Source organism: Falsihalocynthiibacter sp. S25ZX9 (assembly GCF_041205405.1).
Classification (GTDB): Bacteria; Pseudomonadota; Alphaproteobacteria; order Rhodobacterales; family Rhodobacteraceae; genus Falsihalocynthiibacter; species Falsihalocynthiibacter arcticus.
Genome location: NZ_JBGFCD010000021.1, coordinates 1 through 13,010, shown reverse-complemented (window position 1 = coordinate 13,010; position 13,010 = coordinate 1). Strand labels below are relative to the sequence as shown.

At 53.5% G+C, this 13,010-nt stretch carries 12 protein-coding genes; 9 read left to right on the top strand and 3 right to left on the bottom strand.

Annotation, left to right across the window (positions count from 1 at the left end; translation table 11 throughout):
- The 6 genes from AB9F29_RS18825 to AB9F29_RS18800 are packed head-to-tail and all read left to right on the top strand — an operon-like array spanning nucleotide 1 to nucleotide 6,360.
- On the top strand, nucleotides 1–1,026 hold the full coding sequence (locus AB9F29_RS18825) for a xanthine dehydrogenase family protein molybdopterin-binding subunit (protein WP_369756805.1): 1,026 nt from the start codon (nucleotides 1–3) through the stop codon (nucleotides 1,024–1,026).
- The gene (locus tag AB9F29_RS18820; RefSeq protein WP_369756804.1) at nucleotides 1,026–1,907 is read left to right on the top strand and encodes an AAA family ATPase; all 882 of its coding nucleotides are present in this window, start codon (nucleotides 1,026–1,028) and stop codon (nucleotides 1,905–1,907) included. Before AB9F29_RS18825 ends, AB9F29_RS18820 begins: the two co-directional genes overlap by 1 nt.
- Nucleotides 1,904–3,001, top strand: a complete 1,098-nt coding sequence (locus AB9F29_RS18815) for a VWA domain-containing protein (RefSeq protein ID WP_369756803.1) — start codon at nucleotides 1,904–1,906, stop codon at nucleotides 2,999–3,001. Before AB9F29_RS18820 ends, AB9F29_RS18815 begins: the two co-directional genes overlap by 4 nt.
- Nucleotides 2,998–3,873, top strand: a complete 876-nt coding sequence (locus tag AB9F29_RS18810) for an amidohydrolase (protein WP_369756802.1) — start codon at nucleotides 2,998–3,000, stop codon at nucleotides 3,871–3,873. The genes AB9F29_RS18815 and AB9F29_RS18810 overlap by 4 nt, the downstream gene beginning before the upstream one ends.
- Before the next feature lie 16 nt (nucleotides 3,874–3,889).
- Entirely contained in the window at nucleotides 3,890–4,738 is an 849-nt protein-coding gene (locus tag AB9F29_RS18805) for an N-acyl homoserine lactonase family protein (RefSeq protein WP_369756801.1), read from the top strand.
- Nucleotides 4,739–4,758: 20 nt separating this feature from the next.
- Nucleotides 4,759–6,360 (top strand): isochorismatase family protein, encoded by a 1,602-nt coding sequence (locus AB9F29_RS18800; RefSeq protein ID WP_369756800.1) that lies wholly within the window; start codon nucleotides 4,759–4,761, stop codon nucleotides 6,358–6,360.
- A gap of 68 nt (nucleotides 6,361–6,428) precedes the next feature.
- Here AB9F29_RS18800 and AB9F29_RS18795 read toward each other — a convergent pair whose 3' ends face one another.
- Nucleotides 6,429–6,836: a GFA family protein gene (locus tag AB9F29_RS18795; RefSeq protein WP_369756799.1), complete on the bottom strand. Its 408-nt coding sequence runs from the start codon at nucleotides 6,834–6,836 to the stop codon at nucleotides 6,429–6,431.
- Between the two features lie 102 nt (nucleotides 6,837–6,938).
- On the bottom strand, nucleotides 6,939–7,778 hold the full coding sequence (locus AB9F29_RS18790; RefSeq protein WP_369756798.1) for a fumarylacetoacetate hydrolase family protein: 840 nt from the start codon (nucleotides 7,776–7,778) through the stop codon (nucleotides 6,939–6,941).
- Between the two features lie 357 nt (nucleotides 7,779–8,135).
- On the opposite strand from AB9F29_RS18790, the gene AB9F29_RS18785 reads away from it, so the two are divergent.
- Complete coding sequence (locus AB9F29_RS18785) at nucleotides 8,136–8,843, top strand: IS6 family transposase (RefSeq protein ID WP_369756797.1); 708 nt, start codon at nucleotides 8,136–8,138, stop codon at nucleotides 8,841–8,843.
- Here AB9F29_RS18785 and AB9F29_RS18780 read toward each other — a convergent pair.
- A complete protein-coding gene (locus AB9F29_RS18780; RefSeq protein WP_369756796.1) occupies nucleotides 8,788–9,315 on the bottom strand; it encodes an exopolysaccharide biosynthesis protein in 528 nt (175 codons plus the stop codon). The genes AB9F29_RS18785 and AB9F29_RS18780 overlap by 56 nt on opposite strands.
- A 426-nt stretch (nucleotides 9,316–9,741) precedes the next feature.
- Between AB9F29_RS18780 and AB9F29_RS18775 the strand changes: the two genes are divergently transcribed.
- Nucleotides 9,742–10,815: a YcjF family protein gene (locus AB9F29_RS18775; RefSeq protein ID WP_369756795.1), complete on the top strand. Its 1,074-nt coding sequence runs from the start codon at nucleotides 9,742–9,744 to the stop codon at nucleotides 10,813–10,815.
- Nucleotides 10,802–12,376 (top strand): GTPase family protein, encoded by a 1,575-nt coding sequence (locus AB9F29_RS18770; protein WP_369756794.1) that lies wholly within the window; start codon nucleotides 10,802–10,804, stop codon nucleotides 12,374–12,376. Before AB9F29_RS18775 ends, AB9F29_RS18770 begins: the two co-directional genes overlap by 14 nt.
- Nucleotides 12,377–13,010: the final 634 nt, after the last annotated feature.

The window sequence follows — 13,010 nt, the reverse complement described above, 5'->3', positions numbered from 1 at the left end:
ATGACCATTCACAAAGGCCGCGGTTTTGCCTGCATTAATTATCCCATCGGTATGAACCTTGGCGGCGACCCTAGCCAAGCTTTGGTGCATTCCACACCGGACGGGAAGTTCATGGTTGCCTTGTCCTCCATTGATCTTGGGCAAGGGATGAAATCTGTCACCCGCCAGATCGCCGCAGAAACGCTGGGCGTGCCGGTTGCGGACGTTTACGTGGATACAGCTGATAGCGACACTGGTCCCCATTGCATGGGATCCTTCGCCTCTCGCGGCACGCACCGTGTGGGAAACGCGGTCATCCGTGCCGCCGCAGAAGCGCGCAAACAGATGATGGAAGCCGCCGCCGAGGAGTTGGAAGTCAACGCGTCTGATTTGGATACCGATGGTGCGGGCAACATTCACGTAAAGGGTGCACCCAGTCGCTCTATCACCGTGGCTGAAACCGCGATTGCTGCGCAGTTCAAACAGGGCCGGACTCTCTCTGGGCGGGGTATCTTTTTGATCCCTCCAAATGAAGCTAATCCAGAAACGGGCGACATGACCCCTGTAACGTGTTTCGCCCACGCCGCCCTTGTGATCGACGTTGAAGTTGACGATGAGACTGGCGAAGTCGAGGTCAAAGAGATCAATTCGGCCTATGAAGTTGGCCGCGCTTTAAACCCCAAATTGGTCGAGCAGCAATTGATCGGTGGGGCGTGGATGGGCGTATCGCACGCGCTTTATGAAACGACCGAACCTTATTATCCGCGCCGTGATCACGGACCCAAGGATTTTAATACATACCTGCAACCTGGACCCGGGCAAATTGTACCGCATCACGTGGCAATTTTAGAGCGCCCCGCAGAAGACGCACCCTATGGTGGCAAAGGTCCCGGCGAGATGTGCGCCAATCCCGTTTTGCCCGGTATTGCAAACGCGATTTTCAATGCCGTGGGAGTGCGTTGTGACTTTCTGCCGATCACGCCCGAGAAGGTGTTGAAAGGTATTCGCGCCAACGGTGGTGCGCGACCCAAAGGCGCGCCTGCATAATGGTCGTCACACCGAACATATCGGGTATCAATGACCCTGCCGCGCTTCAACGAGCGCTGACGGATGCGCAATATCTAGCGGATGATGCACTGGCGACGTCCTGTTATCTTGCGCTCGCGCTGGGTAAACCGATGTTGCTTGAAGGTGCTCCTGGCGTGGGAAAAACCGAGGCAGCAAAGGCGCTGGGTGGTGTATTGGGGCGCAAAGTTGTGCGGTTGCAGTGCTACGAGGGCATTGACGCAGCAGCGGCGCTCTATGAATGGAATTATCCACGCCAAATGTTGGCGATCCGACAGGCAGGCGACGACTTTGTGAACCTGTATGGCGAGGATTTTCTATTGGAACGCCCTTTGCTTGAAGTTTTACGGAACCCATTGCAAACGTTACTTCTTATTGATGAAATCGATCGAGCAGACCATGAGTTTGAAGCGTTTCTGTTGGAGTTTTTATCGGATTTTACGATATCGATCCCTGAAACGGGCACTGTGCGGGCGACACAACCGCCTGTGGTGGTTCTCACATCGAACCGGACGCGCGATTTGAATGAAGCTTTGCGGCGGCGCTGCGTGTATCACTGGATTGATTATCCTGATGCCGCGCTGGAGGCGCAGATCGTTATGGCCCGCGCGAGCACTGTCGCCCAAGCTACCGCTCAGGCGGTTGTGGCCAGTGTCGGCATGCTACGCCAAGAGCCCCTGTCCAAGCCCCCCGGTGTTGCCGAAACAGTCGAGTGGGCCGAGGCTGCGACCCTCCTTAACAGTCAAGGTGCGCGTTGGCCGGAAGCCTTTAAACGCTCAATCGGTGTCGTCCTAAAGGATCACGACGATCTAACCTACCTTGCCGATAGATTGGCCACGATTTTACCGGGAGAGGCCGCATGACTCTGCCGCGCGCCCTTGATCCGTTTGTAGGATTTGCACAGGCCTTACGCGGTGCACGGTTTGCGATTTCGCCGGACCAAACCGTAGATTTCATCACCAGTATCGGTATTCTTGGGCCGCGTGATATGACGGATATTTACCGGTCGGGCAGGGCGCTGTTTTCTATTCCGCCTGAGCGCGTCAATGAATATGACGCCATATTTCGTGCAGTTTTTCTAGATCAGGTGATCCAAGCACCAGCCGATGGCGACGAAGAGGATGATCTAGAGGCCTATGAACCCACCAGCGAAAGCACAGAAATTGAGGCCGCGGACGACGAGAGCGAAGTAGGTGCCGAGGCCACGACGGTAGAACGTTTAGGGCAACGATATCTTGGCCGTGGTTCAGAGGAAGCCGTCCAGCGATTGATCAGAGAAGCGAGTGGCGCTTTGCCGCGTCGAACATCCTATCGACGGCAACAATCAAAATCTGGGGATCGGATTGATATGCGCCGTACGCTGCGGGATGTAGCAAAACGCGAAGGCGAAGTGTTCAAACTTTTTCAGAGCAAACGCAAAACGCGGCAACGGCGCGTGCTGCTTTTGATCGACGTGTCAGGTTCGATGAAGGAACGCTCCGAAGAGTTGCTGCGTTTGGCGCATGCGGTTGTGCAAACTGCCGATCATGCCGAAGTGTTCACATTGGGCACCCGTTTAACCCGAATTACCACCGCGTTGCGCCCCACGGACCGAGGGCAGGCATTGGCGCGCGTCGCGCAGAGCATTTCCGACTTTGATGGTGGCACACGTATCGGCGACGCTTTGGCGGCGTTTCTATCTGTCCCGCGCTATGCGGGGTTTGCCCGTGGAGCGGCGGTGGTGGTTTTGTCCGATGGTTTAGAGACGGGCACGCCAGACGTCATGATCGATGCGGTGCGGCGCCTCTCTCGAAGCGCTTGGCGGCTGGATTGGTTGACGCCGCTGGCCCACGATCCTGATTATACTCCCGCGACCCAAGGCCTTGTGGCCATATTGCCCGTTCTAGACCATTTGGGCGACGGCAATTCGGCGGCGGCCGTTACAGATCACATCTTAACAATGGCGAGGCGCATATGATCGACGCACACCACCACATCTGGCTGCAAAAAGACCTTCCTTGGTTGATGGGCCCCGAACAGCCGCGTATTTTTGGCCCCTATGCTTCGATCATGCGCGACTATGGCACCCGTGAATTTTTGGCGGATATTGCCGGAACTGGCATCACAAAGACGGTTTATATTCAGGTCAACTGGGCAACCGAGCGGTTTGAGGATGAAGTTGCGTGGGTTCAAGATCAAGGTGATGAACATGGCACAATTTCGGGCATTGTAGGCTATGCGGACTTTATCGGCGACGACACGCGTGCGCAGCTTGATCGCCTAAAAAAGTATCCATTGATGCGCGGGATTCGTCAGCAGTTTCATTGGCATGAAAACCCGATGTACAAATTCGCGCAAGTCCCTGATTTGTGTGAAAACGCAAATGTTCAGCGCAACGTGGCGATGCTCGCGGATTACGGTTGGTCGTTCGATCTACAAGTCTTTGCGGGACAAATGGAGGGCGCGGCCCAGCTTGCACGCGCCTGTCCTGAAGTGACGTTTATCCTGCAACACGCCGGTATGAATGAGGACGCATCCGACGCGGGGCAGGCCAAATGGTCGGATGGAATGAAGCGCTTGGCGGACTGTCCTAATGTTGTCAGCAAACTGTCGGGTTTTGGCACGTTTATTCACCGAAACGACCCCGCATTTATCAAACGAATGGTCACGGATACAGAAGCGTTTTTTGGGGCGGATCGATGCCTCTTTGGATCGAACTATCCGATCGAAAAGCTTTGGACCAGCTACACCGCCCTTTTCCATGCGTTTCAGGACGCAACCAAGGACATGACCTCGGAAAAACAACAAGCAATCTTTCACGACACGGCAGCACGCGTTTACCGGTTGTGATCTAGGAGGATAGATAATGGCGTTAGAAATTCATATACTTGATTACGGCGACATCGAACTTGAAACCAGCTTTCTGGTGCTGGGACATGAATGCGGTCGTATCCGGCGGGTGCCCGTTTACGGCTTTTTGATTACGGGCGGGGAATACCCTGTGCTGGTTGATACTGGCTATCGTGACAACGCGATTATGGAGAGCCTTGGGATGCGGGGGCTTCAATTTCACGACAATATGATGGAGCAGCAACTCGCGCGACATGGCCTGCGCTTGGGCGATATTCGCTATATTTTGCACACACATTTGCACATTGATCATGCAGGGCAAGACGACAAATTTCCCATGAATACGACGGTGGTATTGAACCGTCGTGAGATGGAATTCAGTGTGTCGGGCATCATGTATCCACAATATCCAAAACCAGATATCAAGCATCTTGTGGACAGAATTTATGAGCCTGAGGCGATCCGGTTCCTTGATCTGGATATCACGGGTGCCGAGGAAATAATGCCGGGCGTTTGGTGCGAACACGCGGGCGCGCACACCGAGGGTTCAATGAATGTGATCGTTGAGACCCTCGAAGGGCTTGCCTGTATTTGCGGCGACGTGATTTATGATTTTAACGACCAGATCGTGAACCATGTGAACACCAATAACTGGATGGAACCGCGGGTGACGGGCAACCATTCCCAGTCCAAACGCGAAGAAAAGGGCGCAATCAAGAAGTTGCTGAACAAGTACACTTTTCTGCTCCCCATCCACGACAAGCCAGCCAAAATTGAGCGTCAGAAAGTTGTGGGCCGCCTTGGTATGCAAGTGCCCGGTCCTCTGACAGAAACGCTACCAAATCGGCCTTGGTTCGCGGTTTAAAGCAGGGAGAAGGACAACAGATGACTCATCAAGCGATTGCAGATAGTTTCCGGAAACTTGTTGATGTGAGCGAGCCCATGGAGAAGTTGGGCACAGGCTTTATCTTTACGGAAGGGCCGCTTTGGCACCCCGTCGAGCAGTCGCTTATTTTCTCGGACATGCCCGGAGATGTCCGCCGAAAGTATAGCCCGAGTGCAGGTGTTACGGAAATTGCGCGGCCCTCAAACAAGGGTAACGGCATGACCTATGATGCTGACCTAAACCTTTTGATTTGCGAGCATTCGACATCGTCGGTTGTGCGCCAGCGTCCTGACGGCACGCGCGAAACGCTGTGTACACACTTCGAAGGTCGCGAACTAAACAGCCCGAATGACATTATCGTTGCGCGAGACGGTAGCATCTATTTCACCGATCCAACCTATGGCCGGATGGAAGGTTTTGGCGTGCTGCGCGAGTTGCAACAGCCGTTCCGAGGGGTTTACCGTTTGCCGCCCAATCACGTTCCGGGAGATGAGCCACAACTGGTTGTACCGCGCAATATGTTCGGCCAACCCAACGGTCTGTGCTTTTCGCCCTGTGAAAAATGGATGTGGGTCAATGACACTGAACAGGCGAATATCCGTATGTTTGACGTCGCGAGTGACGGGAGTTTAACCAACGGTCGAGTCTTCGCTGGGGGCATCATTGACGATGATCTTGCAGGTGTGCCCGATGGGATGAAAGCTGACCGAGACGGCAACCTCTATGTCACGGCACCCGGTGGAATTTGGGTGTATTCCTTTCACGGGGAACTGATCGGCAAAATTACCTGCCCCGAACTTGTCGCCAATATGCATTGGGGCGGGCCGGATTGGTCGACATTGTACGTTTGTGCGACCACCTCCCTTTATGCGCTGAAAACACGCACAAAGGGACGAGATGAGCCCTTCATGGCTGCAACCTCAGTGCCGACCGACGCCCTAAATATCCAAGGAGACTCTAAGGTGAACTCTGACTTAGTCCTGCAAGAAAATCTGGTTTTTCGGATTGATGGATCCCGCACCGCGATGATCATCCAAGACATGCAAAACGATGTGATGATGGACGGCGGCGCTTTTGCCCACACAGGATCGCCCGATCACGCACGCGCGCAAAATGTGGTGAGCAATATTCGACGATTGGCCGATCATGTGCGCTCGCGTGGTGGGATGATCGTACATGTTTGGATGGTTTTAGAACCCGGTGCGCCGTACCTATGCCAACACGCGGGTTTGCAACGCGGATTGAAAGAACACAATGCACTGGTGCGGGGCACCTGGGGCGTGCAACCGGTCGCGGGGCTAGAACCACAACCCGGTGATTTGATCGTTGAAAAAATGTCGATGTCAGCTTGGGAGACCTCGCGACTTGAAGCGTATCTTCATCATGGGCAACGTGACACGATCATCAATACCGGTAGTTGGACGAATATGAGCGTAGAACATACTGCCCGCACCGGGGCCGATAAGGGCTTTCATATGATTGTGCCTGAGGATTGCTGTTCGACGCAAAACCACGATTGGCACCGCGCTTCTGTGAATTACGGCCTGTCCGATGTCGCGACCGTAACTCGCGCGAATGGGGTGATTGCGGCGCTTAATTAGGGCCGAGTTGGGAATGAAATGGAAGCCGCCCGCCAAATTGTAGCAGGCGGCTTTTGGTTTTTGAACGCTTAGCTTGGCATACCACGGTGCTTGGGCAGAGAAGGGTCCATCGCTGTCGTCGGTATGGCGCTATCCGTGTAGATATTGGCCGTCGGTTTGATGATGCTATGATCATCTGCAGTGCCAGCACGAATGCCCAATGTGCCCGGACGGTTGGTGTTTTTGCTAAAGAGTTGCGTGCCACAGTTCTCACAGAATAATTTTGTCATGCCAGAACCGCTGTCCGCTCCGTGACTGAATGTGCGTGGATAGCCACTGATGCTGACCTTGTTTTCGGGCACGAACATGGTTGTGGCGAATACGCTGCCCATTGCCTTTTGACAGTCGCTACAGTGGCAATTCATGACCAGAGCAGGCTCAGCCTCGCACGTGTATTTTACGCTGCCACAAAGACAGCCGCCGGTAAATTTTGTCATTCTACTTTTCTCCTTCAGGCCGTTGGGCCATTTTCATTTCATGTTGAAGTTGCCGAACCCTTTGGTTCCTAAGTCGCACCAAATAAGCATATTTGGGGTCCATCAACCGGGAAACGCCACCACTTCTTGGCGTTGTTCGCCTAAGCCGGAAATTCCCAATGTCACGACATCCCCAGGGCGCAAGTATTTTGGCGGTTTCATACCCATGCCAACTCCTGGAGGAGTGCCCGTGATGATCACATCCCCAGCGCGCAATGTCATAAACCCTGAGAGGAAAGATACGATTTTCTTCACTGGAAAAACCATGGTGCTGGTGTGGCCGGTCTGACAGCGCAGGCCGTTTACGTCCAAATACATATCGAGGTTTTGTGGATCAGGCACTTCGTCTTTGGTGACAAACCACGGGCCAATTGGTCCAAATGAATCGCAGGATTTTCCCTTCGTCCATTGGCCCCCAAATTCCGTTTGAAACGCTCGTTCTGACACGTCGTTGGCCACAAAATAACCGGCAACATGGTCTAAAGCGTCGGCTTCGGAGACGTGTTGCGCCTGCGCGCCAATCACTACGCCCAACTCGACCTCCCAGTCCGTTTTGACCGACCCTTTTGGGATTGTAATCGGATCATTTGCACCGCTAACAGGGCAAGATTTCATAAAGAGGATGGGAAATTCTGGGATCGGAAGGTTTGACTCCTTGGCGTGATCTGAATAATTCAGGCCGATGCAAAACACGCGGCGCACATCGGATAAAAAAGGCGCGTAGCCGCCCTCTAGTTTGGGCAGGCTCTCAATGTCGACTCCCGCAAGCGCGGCCAAAGCCGATGCACTTGTTGTTGCGGGTGAAATGTCACTGGTGTGCCTACTCAAATCCCGCGGCGTGCCATTTTCGTCAATGATTGCGGGGCGAATTCCAAGTGGAGTACGAATACGAGCTAATTTCATGCGGACATTCCTTTGGTCAAGTTATTGATTTAATATCAAATTGTTAGTCTGCAAACATAACTCCTGGTCTGGTTTTAATTGGATTCTGTCGCGAAAGGGTGTTTGCACCATCTATTTCATCACCCTGCGCTACAGTGTCTTGACTAAACGCACTGAAGTAGCCCAGTAAATCTGACTGTGAGCGATGCTTGAAGTGCGACTCTTGTTAGGCTGTAGGGTAGGGGTCTCATTGCATTTCCTCCAACATCTTTTCGCGAAAGACTTCAGCTGGTGTCTTCCAGCCGAGGCATTTGCGGGGTGGGCACTGTCAGAGGAAATTCGCTTGGGGCGGGCAGGGCAAGCAACTAGCGTTTGGCCATGACAAAATGCTCCCCTTTCAGTTACTTTAAAACGAGCCCTGAGATTATTCGCTTAGCGGTTATGCTCTACGTCCGATTTCCGCTCTCACTTCGAAACGTAGAGGATTTACTCCACGAACGAGGGATCGATGTCAGCCACAAAACGGTTCGGTTTTGGTGGAACAGGTTCGGTCCGATGTTCGCATCTGAGATACGCAAGAAACGAGTGGAACGATTGCGATCCTGGCCTCAATGGCAACGGCACCTGGACGAGGTTTTTGTGAAGATAAACGGCGAACTGCACTATCTATGGCGGGCTGTTGACCATGAAGGAGAAGTGTTGGAAAGCTATGTCACTAAGCGCCGGGATCGTAAGGCCGCGTTGAAATTTCTCAAGAAAGCCATGAAATGTCATGGCAGAGCCGAAGTGCTAGTTACCGACAAACTTCGCTCATACGGCGCCGCGATGAAGGTAATTGGTAACGCGGCGAAACAGGATATGGGTCATTGGAAAAACAATCGCGCCGAGAACTCGCACTTGCCGTTTCGACGACGGGAACGGGCAATGATCCGCTTTAGGCGGATGCGAACTTTGCAGAAATTTGTTGCTGTCCACGCTTCCATTCACAACCATTTCAATCAAGACCGAAGCCTCTCCCAACGCGATCACTTCAAGGCCAACCGAACCGCCGCACTGACTGAGTGGCGCGGCCTTTGTGCGGCATAAAAGGGCAGGGAGTCTGGCCTAGCTGAGACGAGTTCGAATTAGTCTGACACCACAGGCACAAGGCCCCGATGATCCTTTCACGGCGTCCCAGTACTGACAGGCGGTTTCGGCTCACGCGTTCGACCGAGCGAAGCGGCCGGATCATATAGCGCGACATCACGGCGATCACCTCATGCGGAATTTTGATATTGCGGGCACTCGCTGGCAGGTCGCCCCGTTCACCGTAAATCGCCAAATGCGCGGATACAGCGATGAGAGGTACGCCCAAAATCGCCCCGAAACTGGGTATGGGCAAAGGAATGCATTCAGGCAGCGCCATCAAAAAGATTGCAACCCCATGCATGCGTGTGCTCGCCCGGTCGATCGTCTCACCCAGCGTCACATATCCGATCGATTGGCTTTGTTTATCCAACTCTTGGATGAGCGCTGCAAAACCTGTTTTCTGCGCTTCGGATGGTGGGGCATCTTCCAAATCTTCGGTCTCTAGTTCAGCCAGTATTTGGCATCAGTAAGTGATAATCTTTGTAGTCGGGGTCCAAAGGTGAATCCCTCATATTTGTATCATCTTCTGCTTCCATTCTTACCATGTAAAGTGTGTGCTATTCCAGAGACACCTATTGTCTAGGGAGTCCATGTTTCTTCAAAATGTCTAACGCTTTGAAAATAAGCGCGTTTCTACGGGTCGCAACTAGGTTCACTTTTGGTGCGCAGCCTTCGTAATGAGCTTGCAAGAAGGTTGCGCGCGGAACCAATGCTTACGATTTAACTGAACTTCTTAATGATTTGTTAGCAGATAACCGTTGGCCAGCTTCAAAATTTGAGGCAATATTTCGGCAGGACAAACGATGGGCGCAGAAGAAAGCTGATGCGGAGCGTTAGACCGCGGATCGGACACTAGATGCTAAACAAGATACTAGGGCGCTCCAAGAGCCAACCATTCGACCAAACTGACGAAGTCGTCCTTCCTGTCGTCTGGCTTCTCGGCAAAACCGGGGCGGGAAAGTCATCCCTTGTCTGCGCTCTTACCGATCAATCCGATGTAGAGATCGGCAATGGGTTCAAGTCATGCACGCGCTCTGCAAATAGCTACGACTTCCCCCCTGAGCTGCCTCTCGTTCGTTTTCTGGATACACGCGGCTTGGGAGAGGCTGGCTATGACCCAGCCCAAGACCTTGAAGCTTGCCGCGATAGAAGTCATGCCCTGCTCGTCGTATGCCGTCTAAATGACCCAGTGCAAGGCATGGTTGCAGACGCCCTTGCTGACATCGTACGCCAGGACAAGAGCATGCGTGCCATTCTAGTCCTAACTGGCAAAGACCTAATCACCGATTTGGATGCCCAAGAACGAGCTAGGCGCGCAATCACCGCACAGATGAACCGGGCTGCAAGGCAGGAACTTCCCGTAGTCACCCTGACACTGGCACCGAGTGAGGCTAAAGATGTCGAGGGGCTCGATGAACTCAGTCGGCACTTGTTAGGCGTATTGCCTGCTGCGGGCCTCCTTCTTGAGAAAAACCGCGCCAGCGATGCTGAACAGATTGAGTTTCAGAACCATAAACGATGTGTTCTGTCCTACGCCAGCGTTGCCCTCACAACCGGTGTTGCGCCGGTCGTTGGCATTGCTGCTGTGCCGGCCACCCAATTGAAGATGCTGCATGAACTTGGGCGCCGCTACGGTGTTAAGTGGGACCGTAGGATTGGCGTAGCATTCCTAAGCACCATGGGGCTCGGCATCGGAGCTAGGTACGCAACCAATTTCGCGCTACGCGAGATCACGAAGCTGGTACCGGTCTACGGTCAGACGGTAGGAGCAGCGACCGCCGGTGCCATTAGCTTCGCTTCCACTTACGCTCTCGGTCGCGCCGCGTCCTACTTCCTGTTCCGAAAAGCGAACGGAAGCCTTCCCAGCGAAGACGAACTACGTAAAGTCTACCAGCGAGCATTCAATAGGTCTTCAGATGAAGCTAATTGAGCGTCTTCGGCCTGCCTTGTTGCGCTGGGACAGGCTTCTCGCATTCGCAGTACTTCTACTACCGTTCGTGGCCGCTATGGTCGCGGGTTTCGCATGGATGATCGAACATGGCTGGGTTGTGGAGTTCATCGTAGCTTCAATCTCGCTTGGCGGATTGGCCGCTCTCATCCGGTTCGCAAGAGTTTGGGTGCGTGCCAAAGATTCCGAGCATACACCCCGTCCCAATCAACTGCATGCCCGGACCGATCCTGCTTGGAGTGCCCGCGAAACTGAAGCATTCAAGTCTGCACAGACTTTCATCGTAGAGAAAACGACTAACACTTTGCCCTGGGAAGACCTTCAGCCGATTGCCTTAGAGGTGGTTCAAATGATCGCGATGGCCTCTGGCAAGGGCGGCAAGGGAATTCTCAATTTTACGTTGCCCGAGGCGTTGCTTCTCATCGATCGCGTCACAGTCCGCTTGCGATCTGACATTCGGGACAAGGTCCCGTTCTCGGACAGCATCTCTGTTGGCACTCTTCTGTGGCTGTGGGAGCAGCGCGAAGTTGCTTGGAAGGCCAAAAAGCTGGGGTGGAACGCATGGCGAGTGCTCCGTGCTATAAAGTCACCCCCCACTGCCTTCCTGCGCGAGATCGAGGGCGTCATCGCGGAAGGTCACTCGTCGTTCATAACAAGCGAAGGGACGGCCATTCTTCAGGCTCTTCTCCTTGAAGAAGTGGCCGCGGCCTCAGTGGAACTATACTCAGGGAGATTGAGGTTCTCCGACGCTGAACTGCTCGATTTAGGGCTTGCTGCGAGTGATCTCGATCGGGCGCGCCTGGCGGCAAGCAACATGCCTGTCCGCATCGCGGTTGCTGGACAAGTCAGCGTGGGCAAGTCGAGCCTGATAAATGCGCTTGTCGGCAATGACCTCGCCGAAGTTGACGTGATTGCAACCACTGCTGATGCAAAGACTTACCCCACAGACTTCGACGGGGTGGATTCTATGCTACTCGATATGCCGGGACTCGATGGATCGCTCAAGCCAACCAAAATAATTGTCGAGGAACTATCGCAAGCGGACCTCATTGTCTGGGTTGTCCGCGCCGACAGGCCCGGGCGTGAAATCGATCGATCGACAATCGCCGCTCTTCGTGAATCCATTTTAAGTAATCCGCTTCGGAGAATGCCTCCGTTCATTATTGTTGTCTCTTGTGTCGATGAATTGCCGAAGTCTTGTTTCTTGCCCGAAGGTTTCCTCAGCGAAGAAGCCATGGAAGGTGTGACTGAGGTCGTGGCGGCTGTGAAGCATGACATTGATGACTCCCGTGTTACAGCCAACATAATACCTGTTGTGCTCACCGAACCAGACTGGAACGTTGACCGGTTGCGCGCCCGTATTGTGAGCCTCATCGGGCAAGCGCTGCACACGCAGAGGAACCGCCTACGCATTGAAGCGAAGACCACAGGGGGGGTAAAAGAAGCGGGACGCGCCGGGCGAGGACTGCGTGGAGCCTTCAACACTATCGCAAGAAAGTATGTGCAACAGGAAGATCAAGTCGATGGCAACGTGGAATCCTGAAAATACCGTTTTGGAAACCTCACGAGCCTATTAGAGACGAATGCTAATTTTTCTGAAGGTGAGGGAGGTGTGCGAAAATGGGCGAGGCTCAATTTGGCAATAGTTCACATCTCTATGTGAATTAACTAGCTTTGATAGAATATGGCGACGACTCGAATTGGGGCAGTTAATGGAAAACATATGTGCAAGAAAGAAAAGAGTGCTGCCTTTGGTCCTTAGGCTGCGATCCTGATTGAAGAAGTTGAAAACGGATGCGTGAACGGTCTTCAATCGCTACGTTCTGCCGTCCGTCGTCAGGGTTTTTGGAACCAATTGCGGCTTAAACTAAGAGAGAGTTCGGCTCATCTGGTTGATTGCATTATGCGGCGCGTTGTCTGTGATGCAAGCGCCGCGCTTCGAGTGTCTTTCGTTTGATCCTTTCACGTTGCTGTAGAATGGCCTTGTCTCGTCCTAAGTAGACGTCAGATGGCGTGACGTTGTTCAGGCTCTCGCCCCTCTCGGTGATGCACGCATCTGGACCTGTCGCGCTTTAGTGCCGCCCCAAGTGCTCGTTTAAGCCACTTTCCGTTCGAAAGCGACGGGACTTTTCCATCCCAGTGCTGAATGGCGCCGTCGCGGATTGTAGAACCCATTG

Bases quoted from the DNA above. Each gene is read 5' to 3' on its own strand.
- AB9F29_RS18825 (WP_369756805.1), top strand. From the start codon at position 1: ATGACCATTCACAAAGGCCGCGGTTTTGCCTGCATTAATTATCCCATC.
- AB9F29_RS18820 (WP_369756804.1), top strand. From the start codon at position 1,026: ATGGTCGTCACACCGAACATATCGGGTATCAATGACCCTGCCGCGCTT.
- AB9F29_RS18815 (WP_369756803.1), top strand. From the start codon at position 1,904: ATGACTCTGCCGCGCGCCCTTGATCCGTTTGTAGGATTTGCACAGGCC.
- AB9F29_RS18810 (WP_369756802.1), top strand. From the start codon at position 2,998: ATGATCGACGCACACCACCACATCTGGCTGCAAAAAGACCTTCCTTGG.
- AB9F29_RS18805 (WP_369756801.1), top strand. From the start codon at position 3,890: ATGGCGTTAGAAATTCATATACTTGATTACGGCGACATCGAACTTGAA.
- AB9F29_RS18800 (WP_369756800.1), top strand. From the start codon at position 4,759: ATGACTCATCAAGCGATTGCAGATAGTTTCCGGAAACTTGTTGATGTG.
- AB9F29_RS18795 (WP_369756799.1), bottom strand. From the start codon at position 6,836: ATGACAAAATTTACCGGCGGCTGTCTTTGTGGCAGCGTAAAATACACG.
- AB9F29_RS18790 (WP_369756798.1), bottom strand. From the start codon at position 7,778: ATGAAATTAGCTCGTATTCGTACTCCACTTGGAATTCGCCCCGCAATC.
- AB9F29_RS18785 (WP_369756797.1), top strand. From the start codon at position 8,136: ATGACAAAATGCTCCCCTTTCAGTTACTTTAAAACGAGCCCTGAGATT.
- AB9F29_RS18775 (WP_369756795.1), top strand. From the start codon at position 9,742: ATGCTAAACAAGATACTAGGGCGCTCCAAGAGCCAACCATTCGACCAA.
- AB9F29_RS18770 (WP_369756794.1), top strand. From the start codon at position 10,802: ATGAAGCTAATTGAGCGTCTTCGGCCTGCCTTGTTGCGCTGGGACAGG.